We start from the raw sequence: 23,780 nt of genomic DNA on the forward strand, positions 1-23,780 counted from the left end.
TAACTGGTGCCCGAGGCCGGAATCGAACCGGCACGACGCGAACGTCGAGGGATTTTAAATCCCTTGTGTCTACCGATTTCACCACTCGGGCACCGCAATCGGTATCAAGTCCGCGCCGCGGGCTTGTCAATATGGAGGCACGTTCCGGAGTCGAACCGGACTAAACGGATTTGCAATCCGCTGCATAACCGCTTTGCTAACGCGCCATGCAAAAGAGAGTTGGCTCTCTATTGTCTGAATTTGGAGCGGGAAACGAGACTCGAACTCGCGACCCCGACCTTGGCAAGGTCGTGCTCTACCAACTGAGCTATTCCCGCATCGGTCTGGCTGACTGCCTGACTACGAGAACGCATTCTAGCGATGTTCCTCGTCCAGTCAACCAAAAACATTTAATACTCTGATCGTTCGGGCATTTTTTGCCCTTCTCCCACACTTTTGCCACTCATGGCCGTTTCTCTGCCCCAACGGCAAGGAAACGGCCATTTGCCCATAGGCGAACTAGAAGCGGGAGTGGTAGGTCAGATCGCCCCAGGCGGCCTTCATGTACTGGAACATGGACCAGAAGGTGAGCACGGTGGCGACATAGAGCAGCACGTAGGCAAGCCACACCATCCAGATGTCGTATTGCCAGATGAGGCCGGTGAGCGACACCATCTGGATCATGGTCTTCCACTTGCCAATCCAGCTGACCGCCACCGAGGAGCGCTTGCCGAGCTCCGCCATCCATTCCCGCAGGGCGGAGATGATGATCTCGCGGCCAATCATGGTCATGGCCGGTATGGTGACCCAGATGGTGTTGTAGTGTTCGACGATGACCACCAGGGCGGCCGCCACCATGATCTTGTCGGCAACGGGATCGAGGAAGGCGCCGAAGGCGGTGGACTGGTTCAGCTTGCGGGCGAGGTAGCCATCAAACCAGTCGGTCGCGGCCGCCAGGATGAAGACAAGCGCAGCCGCCATGTAGGACCACTGATAGGGAAGGTAGAACAGGATGACGAAGACGGGGATGAGCAAAATCCGAAAAAACGTCAGCAGGTTAGGAATATTTGTCATTATTTTCAGCCACTTCTTGTATGCCGCTACATGGTAGCCCCAAGCCGATCACCCTTGCAACCGGACAGGCGCCCGCCTTGGTCTATTAATCCATCAATAACCTCAGGATGCATGCCATTATGGCATTTGCGGGCCCCCTGCGTCACGGCTCTTGTGCTGCCGGGGCCGGTTTGCGGGATCCACATCAAATGCCACCCACTCAAGGTGGCCCGGGTCAGACCCGCTCCTGGGTATCGCCTCTCCTGAACAGCAACCTTTATCCCGGGTCAAAGCGAGTGCAGGGCGGGGCGTCGTGAATGGACTGGGCCAGCTCCTGGCTGATACCGGGCACCTTGGCGAGCTCGTCTACCCCCGCCTTCTTCACCTCCTGCAGGCCACCCAGGTATTTGAGCAGTGCCTGCCGCCGTTTTGGCCCCACCCCCGGAATGTCCTCCAGGGTACTGGTGGTGCGGGCCTTGGCTCGGCGGGCCCTGTGGCCTGTGATGGCAAAACGGTGGGATTCATCGCGAATGTGCTGGATAAGGTGCAAAGCGGGCATATCTGCCGGCAAGTGCAGCTCTTCGTGACTATCTCCCAGGATCAGGGTCTCCAGCCCCGCCTTGCGGGTCACCCCCTTGGCGATGCCCACCAGCAGCGGGTACTTGCCGCCAAGAAACTCCAGCTGGCGTGTCAGGATCTCCTCGGCGCGGCGCAGCTGGCCGAGGCCGCCGTCGATAAACAGCACGTCAGGCACCTTATCCGGCTCCTGCTGCTTGCCAAAGCGGCGCTCCAGCGCCTGCTCCATGGCGGCGTAGTCATCGCCCCCCGTGATGCCGTCGATGTTGAAGCGGCGATATTCCGACGAAAGCGGCCCTTCCCGGTTGAACACCACGCAAGAGGCCACGGTGCGCTCCCCCATGGTGTGGGAGATGTCGAAACACTCCATGCGGGCTATGGGTCGCTCGAGCTCCAGCAACTCCTCCAGCTGGTCGTAGCGGGCTGTGATGGTGCTCTTGTGTGCCAGGCGCGAGCGCAGCGCCGTCTGGGCGTTGATGGAGGCGAGCTTGATAAAGCGCGCCCGTTCGCTGCGGGTGCGGCTTTGCACCCGCACCTTGTAACCGGCGGTCTGGCTCAGGGTCTCGGCTATCACCGCCTCGTCTTCCAGCGCCACATCCAGCAGCACCTCGCTCGGGATCTGCCTGCCCCCCTGCCCCGACAGATAGAACTGCAGCAGGAAGGATTGCACCACCTCGTCGAGGGGGGTATCGGCCGGCACCTTGGGGAAGTAGCTGCGGGAACCCAGCACCTTGCCCTGACGGATGAAGAGCACGTGGATGCACGCCGCCCCCTGATCGAAGGCCACCCCCACCACGTCCAGCTCGTCGAGCACGTTGCCACTCACCGACTGCTGCTCGGTGACCCGGCGCAGGGCCTGGATCTGATCCCGGTAGCGGGCCGCCTCCTCGAAGCGCAGATCGCCACTGGCGGACTCCATCTTGCCCACCAGTTCCCCTATCACCTGCTGGTTCTTGCCCGCCAGGAACAGCTTGGCCAGCTCCACCTGCTGGGCATATTCCGACTCGCTCACCAGCCCCGCCACGCAGGGGCCGGCGCAGCGCTTGAGCTGATAGAGCAGGCAGGGGCGGGTGCGGTTGGCATAGACGGCGTCCTCGCACTGGCGCACCGGGAAGATCTTCTGCATCAGGTGCAGGCTCTCGCGCACGGCGCCGCCGGAGGGATATGGGCCGAAGTACTCCCCCTTCACCTTGCGGGCACCGCGATGCACGCCGATGCGGGGATGCTGGTGCGCTGTGATGATGATCCAGGGGTAGGACTTGTCATCCCGCAGCAGCACGTTGTAGCGCGGCTGGTACTGCTTGATGAGGTTGTGCTCGAGGATCAGCGCCTCTGTCTCTGTGTGGGTGACAGTAACCTGGATGTCGGCTATCTGGCGCACCAGGGTGCGGGTCTTGATGCTGTCGACATTGGTGCGAAAGTAGGAGGCGAGCCGCTTTTTCAGATCCTTGGCCTTGCCCACATAGATGACGGTGCCGCCGCCGTCATACATGCGGTAGACGCCGCTCTGGTGAGTCACGGCACTCAGAAAGGCCTTGCTGTCAAAAAGGGGCTCGGGAGAGAGGGTCATCGGCAACTCGACTCAACGGATGAATGCAAAAAGACGGGGGAAGCATACTGCGCCCACAGACTGAAAAGCAAAAGGGGCTGAAAAAGCAAAAAGGCGGCACTCGCCGCCTTGGGTGGGCACTGATACTCCCTTACAGGGTGTCGGCATCCAGCATGCCATAGCGAATGGCCAGATGGGTCAGCTCAACGTCGCCATTGATCCCCAGCTTGCTGAACAGGCGGTAGCGATAGCTGTTGACCGTCTTGGGGCTCAGGTTGAGCTGCTCCGAGATGTCGGTCACCTTCTGCCCCTTGGTGATCATCATCATGATCTGCAGCTCGCGCTCGGAGAGGGACTTGAAGGGGTTCTCGTCCGCCGAGGCAAACTGGCTGAGCGCCATCTGCTGGGCTATCTCGGGGGAGATGTAACGCTGGCCGGAGTGCACCAGGCGAATGGCGTGGATCATCTCGTCCGGCGCGGCCCCCTTGGTGAGGTATCCGGCGGCACCCGCCTGCATCACCTTGGTGGGGAACGGATTCTCGGAATGAATGGTCAGCACTATGATGCGCACATCGGGGCGCAGCCGCAGGATCTTGCGGGTCGCTTCCAGACCGCCGATGCCCGGCATGTTCATGTCCATCAGGATCACGTCGGGGTGATGCTGCCGACAGAAGGCCACGGCGGTTTCCCCGCTCTGTGCCTCGCCCACCACCTTGATCCCGCGGACATCTTCCAAAATGCGTCTTATCCCTGTACGCACCAACTCATGATCATCGACCAGGAATACATTAATCACCCAAACACCCCGTTTTTTATCTCGTTATATGCCAGTTAGGGTTAACACGGCGTCTTGCATCATAACCAAACTCGATGATTTGGCAAACCATGGCCGGGAAAAGTTTGAAAACGCTCGTAAAAGCCGTTTTAAATCAACTTATTATATAAATAATCAACGAAAAAACGGCGCCTGAAGGCGCCGTATCGGTCAACTTTGGTGCCGCCAGCCTCAGGGGGCCAGCAGCGCACGCACCTTGTCCAGGTCCTGCTGGGTATCCACCCCGACCGGGGGGGCCTCCAGGGCCTGGGCCACGTGGATCTTCTCCCCGTACCAGAGCACCCGCAACTGCTCCAGCGCCTCTACCTGCTCGAGCGCGCTCGGCGCCCAGTCCACGTAACGCTGGATGAAGCCGGCGCGATAGGCGTAGATGCCGATGTGGCGCTGATAGTGACTGCCAATCTGCTCCCGACTCTGGGCGAAGCGATCCCTGTCCCAAGGAATGCTGGCCCGGCTGAAGTAGAGGGCATAGCCATCCTTGTCCGTCACCACCTTGACCGCATTGGGGTTGAACGCCTCTTCGGCGTCCTGGATGGGCACCGACAGGGTGGCCATGGGGGCCGTGGCGGCGGCCAGGTTGTCCGCCACCTGGCGGATGATGGCGGGCGGGATCAGGGGCTCATCCCCCTGCACGTTGACCACGATAGTATCGGCGGCAAAGCCGTAGTGACGGCACACCTCGGCCAGACGCTCGGTGCCGGATTGGTGATCCACGGAGGTCATGCACACCTCGACGCCAGTGGTCTGCAGCGCCTGCTGCACCCGCTCATCGTCGGTGGCGACTATCACCCGATCGGCGCCCGATTGCAGGGCCTTCTCCACCACGTGCTGCACCATGGGCTTGCCATGGATGTCCGCCAGCGGCTTGCCCGGCAAGCGGGTGGAGGCGTAGCGGGCCGGAATGACGACGACGAAACTCATGGCTTCAGCTCTTCCAGGGGCAGATGACGCGCCCGGTTCTCCAAGAGGACGGGGATCCCCTCCTCCAGCGGATAGGCCAGTCTGTCGAAGCGGCAGATGAGCTCATGGGCGGCCTTGTCCGATTGCGGTTGATAGTGCAGCTTCCCCTTGCAAACCGGGCAGGCGATGATGTCGAGCAATTTGATATCCAGTGCCAAAACGAAACTCCTTCAACGATGTCGAGCAAGCGACGATCTCGAGCGGGCTATGCTGCCGAGCAGTTTAATGGTCCATCGCCGGAGCCGGAAGCCGGCTCCTTGCAACGGCGCCGCACGGGCTATGATGCCGTGCAGGCGATGATCTTGTGCCATTCAATGTGCATGGTCAGGGCCCGGCGCTTGCGGCGGGGTCAACCGCTGCAGCAGGGCGTCGAGCAGTGAGGCGGGCAACTCGGCGCTCACCGGCAGATACCACCAGTGCGCCGGCGCGAAGGCCCGGCACTTGACCGCATCCTTCTCCGTCATCAGCAGGGGACGCTCGCCGAAGCGGGCGAGCAGCTCATCCCGATCAAAGGCCTGATGATCCGCATAACCGGCACTCTCGACCAGCTCATAACCGAGCCCGGTCAGGGTGGCAAAGAAGCGGGGGGGATGGCCTATGCCCGCCAATGCGTCCACAGGTCCGGCGAGGGGAGCCTCGAGGGGGGCATCGTCGCATACGCGGCGCGGCGCGGCCGCCACCAGCGCCATGGGGTATTCCCCCTGGGCCGGGGTCCCGCCGTTGCAGATGATGGCATCGACCCGCTTGAGGCGGGTCATGGGTTCCCGCAGCGGCCCCATGGGCAGCAGGCAGCCATTGCCAAAGCGCCGGGCCCCATCCACCACCACCAGCTCTATGTCCCGAGCCAGGGCGTAGTGCTGCAGGCCGTCGTCGGTGATGATGATGTCCACCTCGCCGCTTTGCTCCAGCAGACGCACCGCATCGGCGCGCTTGGGCGCCACCACCAGGGGGCAGCCGCAGCGCCGGGCGATGAGCACAGGCTCATCCCCCGCCTGGGCGGTGGTGCTGGTGGCGTCCAGCCGATAAGGGTAATGGGGCGCCTTGCCACCATAACCCCGACTGACCACGCCGGGGCGCCAGCCACGGGCTTGCAGCTGTTCCACCAGCCAGACCACCACAGGGGTCTTGCCGTTGCCGCCGACCGAGATATTGCCCACCACTATCACCGGCAGGCTGGCCCGATAGGCGCTGAACCAGCCGCGGCGGTAAGCGAAACGGCGCCCGCCGCTGATCAGGGCAAACAGCAGGGCTAGGGGGGCCAGCGCCCAGCGCCAGCCACTCTTGCCGTACCAGAGGCGCTCCAGCATCAGCCCTTGTTACTCACGGTGACGTTGCCAAACTGAATGGCCCGCAACTGGGCATACGTGCCCTGTTGGGCCATCAGGGCGTCATGGTTGCCGCGTTCGACGATATGACCCTCGTCGATCACCAGGATCTCGTCCGCCTTCTCTATGGTGGAGAGACGGTGGGCGATGACCAGAGAGGTGCGCGCCTTGCACAGCTCGTCGATGGCCGCCTGGATGTGGCGCTCGGATTCTGTATCCAGGGCCGAGGTGGCCTCGTCCAGCAGCAGCACGGGGGAGTCCCGCAGCAGGGCGCGGGCGATGGCGATGCGCTGACGCTGACCACCAGACAACGAAGCGCCGTTCTCGCCGATGACGGTGTCATAGCCTTCCGGCATCTTGCGCACGAACTCGTCGGCATGGGCGATGCGGGCCGCATGCTGGATCTCTTCCCGGCTGTACTTGTCTTCTGCCGCGTAGGCGATGTTGTTAGCCACGGAGTCGTTGAACAGGTGCACATGCTGGGAAACCAGGGCGTACTGCTTGCGCAGCTCGCTCAACTTGTATTCGTGGATGTTGACGCCATCCAGCAGTATCTCCCCCTGCTCTATGTCATAGAAGCGGGTCAGCAGGCTGGCGATGGTGCTCTTGCCGGAGCCGGAGCGACCCACCAGGGCCACTGACTTGCCCGCCTCCACCTTGAAGCTGATGTTGTGCAGCGCCGGGGTCTCCTTGGTCGGGTAGGTGAAGGTGACGTTGCGAAACTCTATCTCGCCACGGGCCCGCTCCAGGGTGCGGGTGCCGGTGTCCTGCTCCGGGGTGGAGTCCAGCAGACCGAACAGGCTCTGGCAGGCGGTGATGCCGCGCTGGAACTGGTTGTTCACGTCGGTCAGGCTTTTCAGCGGCTTGAGCAGCATCATCATGGAAGTGACCATGACGGTGAAGGTGCCCGCGGTCAGGGTCGCCTTGACCGAGTCTATGGTCGCCACGTAGAGGAAGACCGCCAGGGCGACCGAGGCCACCATCTGGACTATGGGGCTGCCGATGGCGTCGGCCGCCACCATCTTCATGGTCTGCTGGCGCATCCGGTTGCTGACGGTGAAGAAGCGCTTGTCCTCCACCTGCTGGCCGCCGAACATCAGCACCTCTTTATGGCCCTTGAGCATCTGCTCGGTGGAGGTGGTGATGTCACCCACCGCCTGCTGTATGTGACGGCTGATCTTGCGAAAACGACGGCTGATGAGACCAATCAGCACACCCACCACGGGGCCGACCACCAGGAAGATCACCGACAGCTGCCAGGAGTGCCAGAACATCAGGCCGAGCAGGCCGATGACGGTGGCCCCTTCGCGCACCAGGGAGACCAGGGTGGAGCTCGCGGCTGACGACACCTGACCGGCGTCATAGGTCACCTTGGAGAGCAGGTTGCCGGTATTCTGGCGGTCGAAGAAGCTCATGGGCATGGCCATCAGGTGGCTGAACACCTGCTGCTGCAGCCGCATCACCACATGGTTGCCGACCCAGGCCATGCAGTAGTTGGAGAGGAAGGCGGCGCAACCGCGCAGGGCGACGATGCCGAGCACGAAGAAGGGCATCCACTTGAGCACGCTGCTGTCGTTGCCGTTGAGGCCCTGATCGATGAGCGGCTTGATGGAGTAGACGAAGGTGGTATCCACGGCCGCATAACCCAGCATGCCGATGATGCCGCCCACCAGCCCCAGTTTGCGATCCCGGACATAACCGAGCAGGCGTTTGAAGACGGGCCAGCTCTCTTGTGAGGTTTCTTGTTGCATGAATAGCCGTTAATAAGGGAAATGACGGGGTATTCTAGCCAAAGCGCAGGATTACACCAAGCGTTGCCATAGCCTGACCATCTCCCTACCCCTTCCTCAAAGGGAAATGACGGATTATTGCCCTGGCCAAAGCGCAGGATTACACCAGGCGTTGCCATAACTCCGGCCCAATCCCAAGGAGAAATGACGGCTAAGGGAGTGGCCCTAGCGCCATAACCTGGGCTGCCACCAGTGGCCATTGCGCCTGTACCAGGGGCCCTGCTCGCGCTCGGCCCGGATCTTGAGCCCCCTCTCCCCCGCCTCGATCAGGATGGCACCATCCTGCCCCGTCACCCACTGACGGGCCCCCTGGTATCTTGCCACCACTTCGGGGCGGGGAAACTGCCACTGGTTCCTGTCGCCGGCGCTGTGGATGACGACATCCGGGTTCACCGCCGCCACGAAGCCCGGGGTCGAGGAGGTGCGGCTGCCATGGTGAGGGCTCACCAGCACTGTGCTGGAGAGGGTGCTGAGGTGAATGCTGGAAAACGTGCTGGCGAGTTCCTCTCCTTCTCCCTGCTCTTCCAGGGCCAGCAGGCGGCGCTCCGCCCCCTGCTCTATGTCGCCACTGAGCAGGATGCGATGCCGGCCATCGCTTATCTGCACCACGCAACTGTCGTTGTTGCGCCCCGCCCCCGGCCGCTCGGGCCAGAGCACGCGCACCTCCAGCCCCTGCCAGTGCCAGCGCTGACCGCGGCGACACAGCGCAGTGCTGCGCGAGAAGCCGAACGAGGAGAGCTCGCGGCGCACCGGCATCGCCTGCAGCATGGCGCGCCTGTTGCCCGCATGATCCCTGTCCTTGTGACTGATGATGAGGGCATCGAGCACCCGCACATCGAGGCGGCTCAGCACAGGCAGTATGGCGGCCTCCGCCATGTTGTAGCCGCCGGGATAGCTATCCCCGGTGTCATAGAGGATGCCGCGCTCGCCCCGGGTGACGAGCACAGACAAGCCTTGCCCCACATCCAGCACCCGCACCTGCCAGGGAGTGGGAGCAGGCCAGGCACCCAGCAGCAGGGCGGCCCCCACCGGGAGCAGCAAGCCGCGCCCTCCCGGCAACTGCCAGGCCCCCCACAGCAGCACCAGCAAGGCGCTTACGGGCATCAGCCAGCCGGGAACAGGCCACCAGAGCTGCAGATGGTCCGCCAGCAAGCCCCGAGTCCCCACAACACCCAGGTCAGCCCCAGATCGGACAGCCAGAAGAGAGCATGAGCCAGGGCGGTGGAGAGGGGCGCCAGCAGCACGCCGATCAGCGCCAGCGGAATGATGCCAAGGCAGAACAGCGGCAACGCCAGCAGATTGAGCAAGAGCGCCAACGGGGCCATGCCCTCGAACAGCAACAGTTGCAGGGGCAGCAGGCCGAGCAGTAACAGGCATTGCAACCGCAACAGTCCGGGGCGCGCGTGCAGCAGGCTCGCCAGCAACAGCAGGGCCACCGCCATGAAGGAGAGCCAGAAACCGGCCGAGTAGAGGGCGAAAGGATCCCAGAGCACGATCACCACGAAGGCCCACAGCCAGATGCGGTGGCTGGGCCAGTCCCGATTCAACCAGCGCAGCAGGCTCCACACCAGCACCATGATGAGGGCCCGCTCGGTCGCCACCGCAAATCCCGCCAGCCAGCTGTAGACGGCGGCAAACAAGAGGGAGACCACAATGGCCCCCCGCAACCCCAGCAGCCGCCCCAGCCACCAGCCGAGCACCGCCACCAGGGCGATATGCTGGCCCGAGATGGCGATGATGTGGGTCAGGCCGCTGCCGCGAAACAGATCCCACTGGGCATCCGTGATGCCCCCCTGCTCCCCGAAGCTGAGCGCCGCCAGCAAGGGGGCCTGCTCCAGCCCCTGCCAGGCGCTGCTGGCCGCGGCAAGCCAGCGCTCCCGCATCCCCGGGGCCGTCTCCTGGACCTCGACGATCCGGCGCAGGTTGCCGGTCGCCGTGATCCCCTTGCCTAGCAGCAGGCGCCGCCCGTCCATGCCCGCCTCGTTGGCCAGCCCATGGGCGGGCTTGAGGGAGCTCACCAGAGTGATGCGACTGCCGGCCGGCAAAGGGGGCAACCCTTGGTAGGAATTGATCCTGACCAGGGGGGATATGGTGAGGGGCTGCTCGTCCAGCGTCTCCACCCGCAGCAGCAGGCGGGCAAATTTATCTCGCGGTTTATCGCCCGAGGACTCCGTACTTTGCACCCGTGCGGTTATGATGTGGCTGGTCTGTGTCTCCAGCTTGTCCAGCCAGGCCAACCGATACTGCAGGTTCAGCTGCATCCAGAGCACGCCTAGCACCAAAAACAAGAGCCGCCAATGACGGCCATGGGCGAGCAGGATGGCGAGGGCCAGCAGCGCGCCGCCCCATGCAGTGGAGGGTAACCAGGGCCAGAGCAGTGAGGAGCTTGCCCCCAGGGCAAACGACAACAGACGCAGATCCATGGAGCAAGTATTTAGCAAGGTTTCAAACATGCCCAAACGACTCATAAAACGCTGGCTGCCCGATCAGGACAAGCTCAAGGAACACAAGCACTTGCGGCTGTTCGGCAAGCTGCTGCTCGATGCCAACCTCTGGCACCTCAACCGCCGCTCCGCCGCCGGTGCCTTCGCGGTCGGCCTCTTCATGGCCTGGATCCCCCTCCCCTGCCAGATGCTGCTGGCGGCCGGTGGCGCCATCCTCTTTCGGGTCAATCTGCCCCTCTCGGTCGCCCTGGTCTGGCTCTCCAACCCCTTCACCATGCCGCCGCTGTTCTATGGCGCCTACTTGGTGGGCTGCCAGTTGCTCGGGCACCCCGCCCAGCACATCGATATCCAGTTCACCTGGGAGTGGCTTGTCTCGGTATTTGAAACCCTGGCCCCGCCGCTGCTGCTGGGCTCCCTGGTGCTCGCGCTGCTGAGCTCCTTGATGGGTTACGCCTTCATCCGCACCTTCTGGCGCATCAACACAGTGCGCCAATGGCAGAAGCGCAAGGAGGCGCGGGCATGCTGAGCCGCTGGCTGGCCCGTATCAAGATAGACCCGGACACCCTGCGCCAGCAGAAGTGGTTCGCCCTCTTTGGTGAGCGCCTGCTGAACCCCCGCCCTCTGGCAGGGCGGCACCCGGGCGCTCAGCGGCGCCGTGGCCGCAGGCCTCTTCGCCAGCTGGATCCCCATCCCCATGCACTCCCTCGTCGCGGTCGGACTGGCGCTGGCGTTTCGCCTCAACCTGCCGCTGGCCCTGCTGGCGGTCTGGTTCAACAACCCGCTGACGCTGCCCTTCATGTATCTCTATGCCTATCGCACCGGCTGCCTGGTGCTGCACCAGACGCCGGAGCCCTTCCACCTCACCTGGTCATTGCACTGGCTGGAGCACGAGGCGGCGACCCTGGTGCCCCCCTTCCTGCTCGGCAGCCTGTTGCTGGCGGTGCTGACCGCCGCCACCGGGGCCCTACTCACCTTCATGATGCTGCAACTGGGCAGGCTGACCCGCGCCCGTTGAGCCCCCTGCCCTTCCTTCGGCTGCGCCACAGGGCGCAATTCGCGCCGCCTTGCCATCGTTTGGCTCTGCCACCACACTCCTTGTAGCCCTCAGCTTGCCGCTACCTGCAAAGACAAGGAGTTCACCATGGCCCAACCCCTGACGCTGGCCTATGCCAATGGCCAACCCATCTCACTGCTGCCCGCCATGGCCAACCGCCACGGCCTCATCACAGGTGCCACGGGGACCGGCAAGACAGTCACCCTGCAGGTGCTGGCAGAGGGTTTCTCCCGCCTCGGGGTGCCGGTCTTTCTGGCGGATGTGAAGGGGGATCTCAGCGGCCTCGGCGCCGCTGGCACCCCGTCGAGCAAGCTGGATGCCCGGCTGGCCCAGCTCGGCATCCCGGCCCCCGCCTTCGCCCCCAGTCCGACCCTGTTCTGGGACCTGTTTGCGGAGCAGGGGCACCCGGTGCGGGCCACCGTCTCCGACATGGGGCCCCTGCTGCTGGCCCGCCTGCTCGGCCTCAACGACACCCAGAGCGGGGTGCTGGAGCTGGTGTTCAAGGTGGCGGACGACGAGGGCTTGCTGCTGCTCGATCTGAAAGACTTGCGCGCCATGGTGCAGTTTGCCGGGGACAACGCCAAATCCCTCACCACCCGCTATGGCAATGTGTCCACCGCCTCCATCGGCGCCATACTGCGCAACCTGCTCACCCTGGAGAGCGCGGGAGGGGATCACTTCTTCGGCGAGCCCATGCTGGATATTCAGGATCTGCTGCAGACCGACGGGGCCGGCCACGGCCACATCAATGTGCTGGCGGCCGGCAAGCTCACCCAGTCCAGCAGGCTCTATGCCTGCTTTCTGCTCTGGCTGTTGTCCGAGCTGTTCGAGCAGCTGCCCGAGGTGGGGGATCCCGATAAACCCATACTGGTGTTCTTCTTCGACGAGGCTCACCTGCTGTTCAACGACGCCCCCAAAGCGCTGCTGGAGAAGATAGAGCTGGTGGTGCGCCTCATCCGCTCGAAAGGAGTGGGCGTCTATTTCGTGACCCAGAGCCCGGCCGACATTCCCGACAGCGTGCTGGGGCAGCTCGGCAACCGGGTGCAGCACGCCCTGCGCGCCTTTACGCCGAGCGACCAAAAAGCGGTGCGCATCGCCGCCAACACCCTGAGGGCCAACCCGGCCTTCGACGCGGCTGGCGTCATCACCGAGCTCGGGGTGGGCGAGGCCCTGGTCTCCCTGCTCGATGAGAAGGGGCGCCCAAGCGTGGTGGAGCGCGCCTTTATCGCCCCGCCCGCCAGTCGCATAGGTCCCCTGAGCGACGCCGAGCGGCAGGCCCTGATCCAGGGATCCGTGCTCCACGGCCGATACGAGACCCGCGAGGATCGCGAATCCGCCTTCGAGCGCCTCAATGGCGGGGCACCAGCCGCCTCGGATGATGCCTCCCAGACCCCGTCGGAGCAGGGGGGCGGTTTGCTCGACGCCCTCAACGGTATCCTGTTCGGGCGCACAGGCCCGCGCGGTGGCCAGCATGACGGCGTGGTGCAGACCGCCGCCAAGAGCGTGGCCCGCACCCTGGGCAACGAGGTGGGGCGCCAGCTGGTACGGGGCGTACTCGGCTCCCTGCTGGGGGGCAGCAAACGGCGCCGCTGATGCCGGGAAACAGGCATGAAAAAGCCCGCCGACATGGCGGGCTTTTTATTGAATTGCTTGTGTCTTACCGTACCTTGGCAGTGCTGTCACACAGGGGATCGATCATGGAACGAGGGACCTCCCACAACGCTCACTACACTTACAGCACCTTGGCAATGGCATCGCACAGGGGATCTATGTTGGCGCGGGTGATCCCGGCCACGCTGATCCGGCCGGAGCCGACGATGTAGATGGCAAACTCGCTCTTGAGACGCTCCACCTGATCCTTGGAGAGACCGGAGAAGGAGAACATGCCGTTCTGCTCGCGGATGAAGCTGAAGTCCTGGCTCACACCGAGGGCAGCCAACTTCTCTACCAGCAGTTCGCGCATCTCGCGAATGCGCACCCGCATGGCCGCCACCTCTTCCACCCACTCGGCATAGAGGGCCGGATCGCTGACTATGGTGGTCACCACGGCGGCGCCGTGTGACGGCGGGTTGGAGTAGTTGGCACGGATGACGGTCTTGACCTGGGTGAAGGCCACATCGGCAATCGCCTTGGTCGCGCTGACCAGGGTGAAGGCACCGACCCGCTCGTTGTAGAGGCCGAAGTTCTTGGAGAAGGAACTCGCCACCAGCAGTTCGTCATGGCACTCGGCGAAGATGCGCAGCCCCTCGGCATCTTCCTCTATACCACGGGCAAAACCCTGATAGGCGAAGTCAAACAGCGGCAGCCAGCCGGCGGCGGCGCTCTGTTTGGCCAGGGCGCGCCACTGATCAGCTGTGGGGTCGATACCGGTCGGGTTGTGGCAGCAGCCGTGCAGCAGCACCAGATCGCCGGCCTGCGCTTCGCAGAGCGAGGCCTGCATGGCGGCAAAGTCGAGACCCTTGGTCGCCGCATCGTAGTACTTGTACCACTTGACGGTGAGGCCGGCGGCCTGGAACACGCTGACGTGGTTGGCCCAGGTGGGATCGGAGATCCAGATGGTCTTGGCCAGACCGTTGCGCACCACGAACTCGGCGGCGATGCGCAGGGCACCTGTACCGCCCGGCGCCTGGGCTGTCTTGGCGCGGCCGCTGGCAATCAGGGCGGAATCCTGCCCGAACAGCAGTTGCTGCACTATGCGGCCATATTCGATATTGCCTTCAATACCGAGGTAGTTCTTGGTCTTCTCGTCGGTGAGCAGCTTCTGCTCGGCTTTCTTGACGCAATGAAGGATAGGAGTGGCACCGGTCTCATCCTTGTAGATCCCGACCCCCAGATTGATCTTGTGGCTGCGAGAGTCGGCACGGAAGGCTTCGGTCAGGCCCAGGATCGGATCCGCTGGGGCGGCAACAACCTTTTCAAACATGGTATTCCCTGTATTCCGTTGAGTTCATTGGCTGGCAAACTAGGTTGGCAAACAAAAGCGCTCCTTTGGCGAGCGCTCCGTCAACTCTTTATACCACTGCCTTCCATAGGGGAAAACCGCTTTCTCAAGGGTGATGACGGGCCCCCTCAGCCGATGGCATGCCAGCCCGATGCCAGGGCGCATACCTCGGCCGACAGGCCGCGGTTGGACTCCACCAGATCGCTGCACAGGGCCCGCAATGGACGGGGGATCCGGCTCGGCTCCCAGGGGCGAGCGTCCTGCAGAGGGGCGGCATAGGCCTCCTTGATGGGGGCCAGGTCCCGGGGCAGCCACCAGCTGGCCGGGCGCCCCAGCCGCTGGGCCAACACCAGGACTCTGTCGACACCGGCCGGATCCAGTGCTGTGAGGTGGCTCCAGAGGGTCTGGGGCGGCAAGGCGGCAATCAGGGGTTGCAGGGCGCCGGGATCCTGGGCAGGAAGCCAGACCAGCAAGGCGTCATCCGGGAGACTCAGCTCGGCGAAGACGCCGACGGAGTCGGTGCTGATCACCCGCTGGATCTCCCCCTCGCCCCAGAGGATCTTGCCAAGCCCCGCCAGGGTGCGGGCGGGCAGCGCCACCTCTCCCAGGGTGTGCAGCCAGGGGGCCGCATCGAGCAGGGTACCGCCGCTGAAGAACAGGCTGAACGGGCGAGCGGCCCGCAGGCGCAACGGCAGATCGCTGCACAGCCGTATCCCCTTGTCTTCGAAGTTGATCTGCTCGACCGGACTGAAGCTCGCCTCCCCCTTGCGATAGAGCGCCGCCAGCACCCGCTCGTTGACCCGCTCCCCCAGTTGCCAACCCTGGGCATGGAGCCACTCCTCGGGCTCGGGGGGGGCACAGGCCAGCTCGGCCAGCACCAGCTCACGGGTGAGATAGCGCCGTCCGGCCGGGGTCAGCTCATAGCGATGATTGCCAAGGGGGAGCAGCAACTGATTGTCCCTGAGCATGCCGATGAGGGGTTGCCACTGGCGACCGCGGATAACCTGGGGCGCCTCGTCCAGCAACTGCTGAGCCAGCGCTCGCCACTCGGGGTGACTGAAATCGATCACACGCATCCTTCCCTGTCGGCAGACCATCTTTCAACGAATTGAATAATCTAGCGATTTACGACTAAGGAGCCAAGGGCGGAAAAGAGACAACGTGACCTGGCGCAGGGCCAAACGGAGGGGAATGAGGAAGGCGAAAGACAGATAAAACAAAACGGCCAAGCAAGCTTGGCCGTTTATCAACTAAATCCGTACTAAGACTGGATTAGAAGTTGTATTGCAGGGCAACAGTGAACTCGTCGTCCAGGTTGTCGATACCCTGGATTTTGTACTCGGTGTACGCCTTCAGCTTGGAAGTGAAGGAGTACTGAACACCCAGCAGGGTTTCGTCAATTTTGTCAACATAACCAGTGTTGGCTACGTTGTTCTTGGCTTCTTTGAAGTTGTAGCCAGCCAGGAAGGTCCAGGCGTCAACGTTGTAGGAAGCAGCCAGCTCGTAGCCACGACCTTCACCCTTGTTACCATTGGCGTCATTCTTCAGGTCGCCTTCGGTGTAGACACCGGCGAAGTAGAAGCCGTTGATGGCGTAGTGTGCGCCCAAGGCCCACTCGGATTTCTCACCGCTGTCGCCAGTGGTCTTGTTCTCCAGGTCGGAGTAAGCATAACCGGCATTCAGGCCCAGACCGAAGTCGAAGTCGTAACCGGCAGCAGCTGCATAGCCGTATTTACGCTTGGTGTTGGGGAAGATAGTCACGTTGGTGTCGCTGCCAACATCGGACACTTCAACAGCCTCATCGTCGTTGGTCTGATAGGACAGCTTGCCCTTGAAACCGCCGTAGGTGTTGGAGTAGATGATCTGGCCTTCTTGACGACCGTCGTAGAAGTTACCTACGTCACCCCATTCGTTGAAGATATCGGTCGGCTCCAGCACGTCGTAGAACGCGGTGTCGGTCTGGCCGAAGATGATCTTGCCGTACTGGGTGCCGTCGAAACCGACATAAACGTGACGAGCCTTGAAGGAGTCGCCGTTCTTGTCGCTGATGTTATTGGAGTTCTCGGAAGCCACCTGCCACTCGGTCTTGGCGATACCAGACCAGGTGTTGTTCAGTGCAACTTTACCGGACCAGCCCAGACGGGAGGAACCAACCAGTTCACCATCAACGTCAGAGTAACCAGACGGAGCTTTATCATCAGCTTCGTTGTGGTCAGCATAATAGTTAGCCTGAACACGGCCGTAGATATCAAAAGAGGTACCGTCTTTGTCATAAACGACTGCGGCGTTAGCGGCAGATGCGAACAGAGCCGGGATAGCGATAGCCAGAATTGTCTTTTTCATAGTTGTTTCCAATGCCTACTGTAATTAAACACTAAGTCCTTGTTATTCCCTGTGTTAGCGATGTTCTTTGCATCACTATGCCGCCGAGACTATCACCGGGTTTTACGATCCGCAACGAAAAAACTTGGAACTTTTTGAGAAAACCATAGTCATAGGGAAAAAATTGTGAGCTGAATCCCATATTGTTTGCCCTCTCAGGGAAAACGTTTACAGCGATACTCGCTGCCTGAAACGCCCTTTTTTGGTGGTTTATTGCACGCACAATCCACCCCATGACATAAGTGCGGATCCCGGCCCATAACCCCTGCCTCACCTTGCCTCGACCCAGGCCGCCTGTTGCGGGTATCCTGTGACCATTCATTCCAGACACGGTCACGCCCCATTCATGCTATCGACTCGCCTCAAAGCCACCATTCGCAATACCTATCGACAGATTGCCGATGGTTTACCCGGTTTTGTGCCGCGCAAGGAGCAGAATTTTCTGGTGGCCGAAATCGCCAAGACCCTCACCGGAGAGTATGAAAAGAGTTCGCCGCATCCTGGTGGCCGAAGCGGGCACCGGCATCGGCAAGTCCCTCTCCTATGCCCAGGGCGCCATCCCGGTGGCGCGGCTCACCCAGAAGAAGCTGGTGATCTCCACCGCCACCGTCGCCCTGCAGGAGCAGCTGATCCACAAGGATCTGCCCTTCTACCATCGCCACAGCGAGCTGCCGTTTCGCTTCATGCTGGTCAAGGGGCGCCAGCGTTACTGCTGCGAGCATCTGCTTGAACAAGCGGCAAGCGGCGCCGATATGGCCAATTTCGAACTCGATTTCGGCAGCTTGAGCAAGCACAAGCCGTCAGATTCTGACAAGGAGCGCTATCAGGCGCTGTGGCAGGCCTATACCGAGGGGAAGTGGGACGGGGACAGGGACAACTGGCCCAAGCCGATTCCGGATCTGTGCTGGGATCGCATCGCCGCCGATCGCCACAGCTGCAACAAGGCGCTGAGCCACCACCAGCACTGCCCCTTCCACCGTGCCAGGAACGACATGGACGCCGCCGATGTGCTGGTGGTCAACCATGCCCTGCTGCTCTCCGATCTCACCATGGGCGGCGGCATCATACTGCCGCCACCGGACGAGTGTATCTATGTGCTGGATGAGGCTCACCACCTGCCGACCATAGCCCGGGATCACGGCGCTGCCTCTGCCAGCGTCAAGGGATCCCGCCGCTGGCTGGAAAAGCTGGTACAGAGTGCAGGCAAGCTGGCGCGGGCTCTTAATAAGGAGAGCCTGCTCGACCCCCAACTCAAACTGCAGGATGCACTGGCCTCCATCCAGCCTGATCTGAAGGCGGTCGAGCAGTGGCTCACCGGCAACGATCAGCTGTTTGGCTCCGAGCAGCACCACAGATTTGCCGAAGGGGTGCTGCCCGATCCCCTGCCCATGCTGGCGGAGAACCTGAAGGAGGCGAGCAAGAAGGCGCTGCGGGCGCTGGACAGGATGCAGGGTGCCATCGGCGAGGCACTCAAAGACGGCGAAATCCGTCGCAAGGAGGCCGAGCCCCTGCTGGCGGAGAGCGGTTTTCACCTGCAGCGGCTGGAGAGTTTCTGCGCCCTGTGGGAGATGCTGAGTCGCCACGTGCCGACGGGCAAGACACCGCTGGCCCGCTGGATGGCCAGGAGCGAGGATGGGGACATCTGGCTGCACGCCTCCCCCATAGAGGTGGGTTATCTGCTGGAGGAGTGGCTCTGGTCTAGGTGCCTCGGCGCCGTGCTGGTCTCGGCCACCCTCACCGCCCTCTCCTCCTTCAGCTATTTCCGCCACCAGGTGGGGCTCAAGGAGCACGACGGTACCCGCTATCTGCGGCTGCGCTCTCCTTTCGAATATCACAAGGCCGAGCTCTATCTGCCCAAGATGACCCATGAACCCAGCGCTCCCGGCTTTACCCAGGAGCTGGTCGATACCCTGCCCCGGCTGCTGGCGGGCAAGGAGGCGAGCCTGGTGCTCTTCTCCTCCTACCGGCAGATGAACGAGGTGGCGGTGGGGCTGCGGGCCAAGGGGCTCTCCCTGCTGGTGCAGGGAGAGGCGTCTCGCAACGCCCTGCTGACCTTGCACAAACAGAAGTGCGACGGCGGCCAGGCCTGCATCCTCTTTGGCACCGGCAGCTTCTCCGAGGGGCTGGACCTGCCCGGTCACTACCTCACCAACCTGGTGATCACCAAGCTCCCCTTTGCGGTGCCGAACTCCCCGGTGGAGGAGGCGACCGCCGAGTGGGTCGAGAAACGGGGTGGCAACCCCTTCCTGCAGCTGACGGTGCCGGAAGCGTCCCGAAAACTCATTCAGGCCTGCGGCCGCCTGATCCGCAAGGAAGCCGATCGGGGCCGAGTAACCATTCTCGATCGGCGCCTGCTTACCAAACGCTACGGCAAGGGCTTGCTCGACGCCCTCCCCCCCTTCACCCGGCGTATCGAGTGAGCCATGCCGGGTTTATTTGACAGATAAGTCAGCAAGCTGCCTGCCGGGCGGCGCCACAAACGGCTATTGCCGCTCTGGGGCAAACCTGTAAAAATGAGCCCCTATTTTTCAGTGGGCAATCGCCTGACTGTTCAAGGAGATGAAATGAAACTGACTGTTCTGGTGCCGGCTCTGGCTGGTCTGTTGTGGGCAGGTAGCGCCCTGGCTGATAGCCAACTGGAAATACAGAATCCCTATGTGGTGCAGTTGATCGATGGCGAGTCCATCAATCCCAAGTTGCTGGACAAGACCAGCAGCTTCCCCATCAGCGCCGGCAAGCACCAGCTGGTGGTGGCCTTCGAGGGCAACTACTCCAGCCGCAACGAGATCAAGCTGGTGACCGCCGAGCCCCTGGTGATCAACTTCACCTCTGGTGACAACCAGACCCTGGTGCTGGATTTCAAGAAGCCGCGCAATGAAGACGAAGCCAAGGCATTCGTGAAAGAGCAGAAAGTCGTCCTCAAGGACAAGGTCAGCGGTCAGGCCCTGGCCAGCGAGCAGTTCGTCATGCCGAAAGTGGATGGCTTCCAGCTGACCCGTGACTATCAGCAGGAGCTGCTCAAGATGGGCAAGGCCTTCAACCAGCCAGCGACCGTTGCCGTCTCCACCGCTGCCGTGATGGCCGCCGCCAGCGCGCCGGTCGAAGTGGCGCCGAGCAAGGCCCAGAGCAATCCGGAAGCCCTGACCCAGCTGCAGAGCTGGTACAACAAGGCGGATGCGGAGACCCGCAAAGCCTTCCAGATCTGGGTAATCCAGCAGCAATAAGGCGCAGCGCGTCGCTTTATGCATAGAGGGGAGCCTGGCTCCCCTTTTTCATATCAGTTCAGGCCGATTGCCATGTCCCTGCGCATCTTCTATCACCCCCATTACTCCTCCCTGACGCTGCCCGAGCGTCACCGCTTTCCCCTGGCCAAGTACCAGGCGCTCTATCAGATGCTGGCAACACAGGGCTATCCGCTGTCAGAGGCGCCCGCCGCGAGCCGCCAGCAGATAACCCGGGTCCACGACGCCGACTATGTGGCGGCGGCCCTTGCCGGCACCCTGGATGACGGCGCCATCCGCAGACTCGGCTTTCCCTGGTCACCCCTGCTGATTGAACGCACCCTGCGCTCGGTCGGCGCCACCATAGCCGCCAGCCGCCACGCCCTCGAGCAGGGCTGCGGCCTGCAGGTCTCCGGCGGCTATCACCACGCCCACAGAGACTTTGGCAGCGGCTTCTGCCTGTTCAACGATCTGGTGATCGCGGCCAGAGCCTGCCTCGACGAGGGGCGCTGCGAGCGGGTGCTGATCGTGGATCTCGATGTCCATCAAGGAGATGGCAGCGCCGCCCTGTGCACGGGGAGCCGGGATATCATCACCCTCTCCCTGCATGGGGAGCACAATTTTCCCCACCACAAGCCCGCCTCTCACCTCGACTTCCCACTGCCCACCGGCATGGAGGACGACGCCTACCTCGAGACCCTGACCCAGGCGCTGTCACTGGCGCTGCGCCTCTACCGCCCCGACCTCATCCTCTACCAGGCCGGGGTCGACGTGCACCAGGCCGATGAGCTCGGCTATCTCTCCCTGAGCGACGCCGGGGTGCGCCAGCGGGACGCCATGGTGTTTGACTGTGCGATAAGCCACGGCCTGCCCATCGCCGCCGTACCTGGGGGCGGTTATAGGCGCGACTGGCGGCAGTTGATCCCGCTGCACCTCTCCCTGTTCGAAGAGGCGAAAAAGCGCTACGGCTAGCGCCCCTTTCCCCCTCGCCAGTCTCTGATAACAACAAGGCGGCCCCGGGGCCGCCTCTTCTTATATAGGGCACAGCTGCGTTTTGCAGCACCTGTCACCAGAGACAGGGCAGGGCGTCATCCATGGCTCTCGACGCCTCTTTCCTTCAGACACTAGCCATCAGACACTCGCCATCAGGCATGTGCCACCGGGGTCGGATGCTCACCCACGGGGCGCAGCAGCATCAGCAGATAGATGAAGGACACGCTGGCGATCATGATAAACAGCAACTTGTCCGAAAGGTGCTGCATCAAGAGCGAGGTATAGGCCGGGCCGAGCAGGCTGCCTATGGTGTAGCTCAGCAGCAGCGCCTGATTCATCGCCACCAGTTGATGCTGCTCGACCTTCTCGCAGGCCCAGGCCATGGCCACCGGATAGAGGGTAAAACCGGCGGCGCCCAGGATGAAGAGCGCCGGGCCCATCGCCAGGTTACCGAGCATCGCCAAGGCGCCCAGGATGACCACCAGCACCTGCAGCCGCAGTACCGGCAAGCGACCGAACCTGTCTGCCAGACGGCCGGCAGGCCACTGCCCCAGGATGCCGGCGCTCACCATGACCGCCATCCAGTAGCCGATACCGGCATCACTCACTCCCTGGTGGTTCAGGTAAAGCGGCATCAGGCCATAGAGCGACCCCAACACTATGCCGGAGATGATGCAGCCATTGACCCCAAGGCGCGCCTGACGCAGGCGCAGCATGGGCCACACCCGGGTTGCCCCCTGCTGCTCGCCCTGCTCGTTGACAATGCGGGTAAAGAGCAGCGGCAGGATGGCGGCCAGTACCAGGCCAGTGACCCAGGGCAGCACATCCATCAGACCGGTCGGCAGCGTGCTGACCAGCAGTTGCCCGAGCACAGTCCCCATGTAATAGACCATCATGTAGGCGGCGAGCAGGCGCCCCCGGTTGCGCGCGTTGCCGCTGCACATCAGCGCACTCTCAACCACCACCCAGATCATGGCGCAGCCGATGCCGGCGATGAATCGCCAGATAAGCCAGCTCCAGAACCCCAGGGTGAGCCCAAGCCCGACACAGGCTGCGGCGAAGAGCGCAGAAGCCAGGTAGTAGCTGCGGTTGAACCCGGCATGCTTGATCAGCGCCCCCGCCAGCAAAGTCCCCAGCAGGTTGCCGCAAAAATAGGCGGAGCCGACCATGCCCACCTGCCAGGTCGGCAGCTTGTCATGGGCAAGCCAGAGCGGCACCAGGGTATTCAACACTGCTATGGCCAGGGTCAGTAGCAGCAGGCCACAGAGCAATAACTGCACTGGCCGGGAGTACCCGCCAATGCCATTGTCAATCGGCGTTAATTGGCGCAGGGGATGTTTTTTTCACGCCGGCAATAAAACCTCATTTGGCACCGCTCAGCAGCACTCATCAATGCCATTGCTAACGCTGAACGCGCGGCGCCATGAACATGATGCCGACGGGCAGCGGCATAACAAAAGGGGATGCGGGGGCGCTCACTACTATTTCTGACGCTTGCGGGCGTACTTGCGACGGGCTCTAGCCTGGCGCTCCTCTTCCCGCTCTGCCTTCTCACTTGGCTTTTTGCGCCGCTTCTTCTGCTGCCAGTATGATCTCGGCACTCACCATCTCAGGGGTCTCCAGGGAGATGCGCCCCAGCATACCTGAGCGGAACTCGTTGACCAGGATCTCGGAGGCCTTGTGCAGATCCGCCAGGCCGCCCTTGCGCACGAAGGCGCGCTGACGGGCGATCATCTCCAGCAGCTCGATCTCGGTCTCGGGCAGATCGGTTATCTGGTAGCGGGCCTTGATGCGCTCGGGGTAGGCCTTGATGAAGTAATCGGCGGCGAACATGGCGATGTCGGCGTAGTCGAAGACGGTGTCCTTGATGGCCGCGGTGATGGCCAGCCGGTAGCCGCAGGAGGGCGGGTTGAGCTTGGGCCAGAGGAACCCCGGGGTATCGGTCAGGATGACGTTGTTGTCCAGCTTGATCCGCTGCTGGGACTTGGTCACCCCCGCCTCGTTGCCGGTCCGGGCTATGATGCGCCCCGCCAGTGTGTTGATCAGGGTGGACTTGCCCACGTTGGGGATGCCCATGATCATGGCCCGCACCCCGCGCAGGTCGAAGTTGCGCTCCGGCAGCATCTCGTGGCACAGGGTCAGCAGCGCCTTGATCTTCTCCGGCTCCTGCTGGGTCAGGGGCAACGCCTTGATCCCCTTCTCTTGTTCCATGTGCGCCACCCACAGCTCGGTGATCGCCGGATCGGCCAGATCCGCCTTGTTCAGCACCTTGATGACAGGGGTATCCCCACGCAGCTCGGGCACCAGGGGGTTCTCGCTGGAGAAGGGGATGCGGGCATCGAGCATCTCGATGATGACATCGACCTGGGGCATGACCTCGGCAATTTCTTTGCGGGCCTTGTGCATGTGGCCGGGGAACCAGTTGATGGACATATCCGTTACTCTCTCATTGGGGATGCTGGCCCCCGCTGGGGGCTGCGGGCGCCTGGTGATGCGCCAAACCGCTGGCACTCATCGCAAGGGGGCGCATTTTACCTGCTGCGGCCCCGATTTGACAGGCCATTGTGGCCACAGGCGTTCACGGCCGCGGCGCCGGTGCCACCACAACGGCCTGGGGCAGAAGGGCAGACAGCCATCAATAAGTGGTTGATACAACATAACATTTATACGGTGCCTTC

At 62.6% G+C, this 23,780-nt stretch carries 15 protein-coding genes, 3 tRNA genes and 4 pseudogenes; 6 read left to right on the forward strand and 16 right to left on the reverse strand.

Translation table 11 applies throughout. The features are described 5' to 3' along the window. Window positions 1–4: 4 nt before the first annotated feature. The 11 genes and pseudogenes from ACF2JD_RS04865 to ACF2JD_RS04915 form a co-directional block, all read right to left on the reverse strand. Window positions 5–91, reverse strand: a tRNA-Leu gene (locus ACF2JD_RS04865). A 41-nt stretch (window positions 92–132) separates the two neighbouring features. After that, window positions 133–206: transfer RNA gene (locus ACF2JD_RS04870), tRNA-Cys, on the reverse strand. Between the two features lie 35 nt (window positions 207–241). After that, window positions 242–317: transfer RNA gene (locus tag ACF2JD_RS04875), tRNA-Gly, on the reverse strand. A 181-nt stretch (window positions 318–498) separates the two neighbouring features. Continuing rightward, the gene (gene pgsA, locus ACF2JD_RS04880) at window positions 499–1,053 is read right to left on the reverse strand and encodes a CDP-diacylglycerol--glycerol-3-phosphate 3-phosphatidyltransferase (protein WP_025327475.1); all 555 of its coding nucleotides are present in this window, start codon (window positions 1,051–1,053) and stop codon (window positions 499–501) included. 256 nt (window positions 1,054–1,309) lie between these two features. Continuing rightward, entirely contained in the window at window positions 1,310–3,178 is a 1,869-nt protein-coding gene (uvrC, locus tag ACF2JD_RS04885) for an excinuclease ABC subunit UvrC (RefSeq protein ID WP_440986897.1), read from the reverse strand. A gap of 130 nt (window positions 3,179–3,308) precedes the next feature. Beyond that, on the reverse strand, window positions 3,309–3,953 hold the full coding sequence (uvrY, locus tag ACF2JD_RS04890; RefSeq protein ID WP_025327477.1) for a UvrY/SirA/GacA family response regulator transcription factor: 645 nt from the start codon (window positions 3,951–3,953) through the stop codon (window positions 3,309–3,311). A 210-nt stretch (window positions 3,954–4,163) separates the two neighbouring features. After that, complete coding sequence (kdsB, locus tag ACF2JD_RS04895; RefSeq protein WP_440986898.1) at window positions 4,164–4,913, reverse strand: 3-deoxy-manno-octulosonate cytidylyltransferase; 750 nt, start codon at window positions 4,911–4,913, stop codon at window positions 4,164–4,166. Beyond that, window positions 4,910–5,110 (reverse strand): Trm112 family protein, encoded by a 201-nt coding sequence (locus tag ACF2JD_RS04900; protein WP_005331987.1) that lies wholly within the window; start codon window positions 5,108–5,110, stop codon window positions 4,910–4,912. The genes kdsB and ACF2JD_RS04900 overlap by 4 nt, the downstream gene beginning before the upstream one ends. Window positions 5,111–5,263: 153 nt before the next feature. Beyond that, window positions 5,264–6,259 (reverse strand): tetraacyldisaccharide 4'-kinase, encoded by a 996-nt coding sequence (gene lpxK, locus ACF2JD_RS04905; RefSeq protein ID WP_440986899.1) that lies wholly within the window; start codon window positions 6,257–6,259, stop codon window positions 5,264–5,266. Beyond that, the gene (msbA, locus tag ACF2JD_RS04910; protein WP_440986900.1) at window positions 6,259–8,028 is read right to left on the reverse strand and encodes a lipid A ABC transporter ATP-binding protein/permease MsbA; all 1,770 of its coding nucleotides are present in this window, start codon (window positions 8,026–8,028) and stop codon (window positions 6,259–6,261) included. Before msbA ends, lpxK begins: the two co-directional genes overlap by 1 nt. 204 nt (window positions 8,029–8,232) lie before the next feature. Next, window positions 8,233–10,490, reverse strand: a pseudogene (locus ACF2JD_RS04915) (DNA internalization-related competence protein ComEC/Rec2). Window positions 10,491–10,518: 28 nt separating this feature from the next. Between ACF2JD_RS04915 and ACF2JD_RS04920 the strand changes: the two are divergent. The 3 genes and pseudogenes from ACF2JD_RS04920 to ACF2JD_RS04930 all read left to right on the forward strand — a co-directional run bounded on the left by ACF2JD_RS04920 (window position 10,519) and on the right by ACF2JD_RS04930 (window position 13,158). Further along, on the forward strand, window positions 10,519–11,037 hold the full coding sequence (locus ACF2JD_RS04920; RefSeq protein ID WP_025327482.1) for a DUF2062 domain-containing protein: 519 nt from the start codon (window positions 10,519–10,521) through the stop codon (window positions 11,035–11,037). Next, a pseudogene (locus tag ACF2JD_RS04925) lies at window positions 11,031–11,526 on the forward strand (DUF2062 domain-containing protein). The gene ACF2JD_RS04920 and the pseudogene ACF2JD_RS04925 overlap by 7 nt, the downstream one beginning before the upstream one ends. 126 nt (window positions 11,527–11,652) lie before the next feature. Beyond that, complete coding sequence (locus tag ACF2JD_RS04930; RefSeq protein WP_440986901.1) at window positions 11,653–13,158, forward strand: helicase HerA-like domain-containing protein; 1,506 nt, start codon at window positions 11,653–11,655, stop codon at window positions 13,156–13,158. A 139-nt stretch (window positions 13,159–13,297) separates the two neighbouring features. Here ACF2JD_RS04930 and ACF2JD_RS04935 read toward each other — a convergent pair whose 3' ends face one another. From ACF2JD_RS04935 to ACF2JD_RS04945, 3 genes are all read right to left on the reverse strand, one after another. Then, window positions 13,298–14,488: an amino acid aminotransferase gene (locus ACF2JD_RS04935; RefSeq protein ID WP_111910086.1), complete on the reverse strand. Its 1,191-nt coding sequence runs from the start codon at window positions 14,486–14,488 to the stop codon at window positions 13,298–13,300. Window positions 14,489–14,634: 146 nt separating this feature from the next. Further along, on the reverse strand, window positions 14,635–15,576 hold the full coding sequence (locus tag ACF2JD_RS04940; protein ID WP_440986902.1) for a hypothetical protein: 942 nt from the start codon (window positions 15,574–15,576) through the stop codon (window positions 14,635–14,637). A gap of 202 nt (window positions 15,577–15,778) precedes the next feature. Continuing rightward, on the reverse strand, window positions 15,779–16,849 hold the full coding sequence (locus tag ACF2JD_RS04945) for a porin (protein ID WP_408752717.1): 1,071 nt from the start codon (window positions 16,847–16,849) through the stop codon (window positions 15,779–15,781). 385 nt (window positions 16,850–17,234) lie between these two features. On the opposite strand from ACF2JD_RS04945, the pseudogene dinG reads away from it, so the two are divergent. From dinG to ACF2JD_RS04960, 3 genes and pseudogenes are all read left to right on the forward strand, one after another. Then, window positions 17,235–19,308 (forward strand): annotated as a pseudogene (gene dinG / locus ACF2JD_RS04950) (ATP-dependent DNA helicase DinG). Between the two features lie 144 nt (window positions 19,309–19,452). Continuing rightward, window positions 19,453–20,112 carry a DUF2057 family protein gene (locus ACF2JD_RS04955; RefSeq protein ID WP_440986903.1) on the forward strand — a complete coding sequence of 220 codons (660 nt, stop codon included), beginning with the start codon at window positions 19,453–19,455 and terminating at the stop codon, window positions 20,110–20,112. A gap of 72 nt (window positions 20,113–20,184) precedes the next feature. After that, on the forward strand, window positions 20,185–21,081 hold the full coding sequence (locus ACF2JD_RS04960; RefSeq protein ID WP_440986904.1) for a histone deacetylase family protein: 897 nt from the start codon (window positions 20,185–20,187) through the stop codon (window positions 21,079–21,081). Window positions 21,082–21,254: 173 nt separating this feature from the next. On the opposite strand, the gene ACF2JD_RS04965 is transcribed toward ACF2JD_RS04960, so the two are convergent. Both ACF2JD_RS04965 and ylqF read right to left on the reverse strand, forming a co-directional pair. Further along, window positions 21,255–22,403 (reverse strand): MFS transporter, encoded by a 1,149-nt coding sequence (locus ACF2JD_RS04965; protein ID WP_440987204.1) that lies wholly within the window; start codon window positions 22,401–22,403, stop codon window positions 21,255–21,257. A 180-nt stretch (window positions 22,404–22,583) separates the two neighbouring features. Next, a pseudogene (gene ylqF, locus ACF2JD_RS04970) lies at window positions 22,584–23,535 on the reverse strand (ribosome biogenesis GTPase YlqF). Window positions 23,536–23,780 lie beyond the last annotated feature (245 nt).

It is taken from the genome of Aeromonas ichthyocola (assembly GCF_046087985.1).
GTDB lineage: Bacteria > Pseudomonadota > Gammaproteobacteria > Enterobacterales > Aeromonadaceae > Aeromonas > Aeromonas rivipollensis.

Coding starts and splice junctions, on each gene's coding strand:
- pgsA (WP_025327475.1), bottom strand. CDS start 1,053: ATGACAAATATTCCTAACCTGCTGACGTTTTTTCGGATTTTGCTCATC.
- ACF2JD_RS04935 (WP_111910086.1), bottom strand. CDS start 14,488: ATGTTTGAAAAGGTTGTTGCCGCCCCAGCGGATCCGATCCTGGGCCTG.
- ACF2JD_RS04960 (WP_440986904.1), top strand. CDS start 20,185: ATGTCCCTGCGCATCTTCTATCACCCCCATTACTCCTCCCTGACGCTG.
- kdsB (WP_440986898.1), bottom strand. CDS start 4,913: ATGAGTTTCGTCGTCGTCATTCCGGCCCGCTACGCCTCCACCCGCTTG.
- uvrC (WP_440986897.1), bottom strand. CDS start 3,178: ATGACCCTCTCTCCCGAGCCCCTTTTTGACAGCAAGGCCTTTCTGAGT.
- ACF2JD_RS04930 (WP_440986901.1), top strand. CDS start 11,653: ATGGCCCAACCCCTGACGCTGGCCTATGCCAATGGCCAACCCATCTCA.
- lpxK (WP_440986899.1), bottom strand. CDS start 6,259: ATGCTGGAGCGCCTCTGGTACGGCAAGAGTGGCTGGCGCTGGGCGCTG.
- ACF2JD_RS04920 (WP_025327482.1), top strand. CDS start 10,519: ATGCCCAAACGACTCATAAAACGCTGGCTGCCCGATCAGGACAAGCTC.
- ACF2JD_RS04955 (WP_440986903.1), top strand. CDS start 19,453: ATGAAACTGACTGTTCTGGTGCCGGCTCTGGCTGGTCTGTTGTGGGCA.
- ACF2JD_RS04945 (WP_408752717.1), bottom strand. CDS start 16,849: ATGAAAAAGACAATTCTGGCTATCGCTATCCCGGCTCTGTTCGCATCT.
- msbA (WP_440986900.1), bottom strand. CDS start 8,028: ATGCAACAAGAAACCTCACAAGAGAGCTGGCCCGTCTTCAAACGCCTG.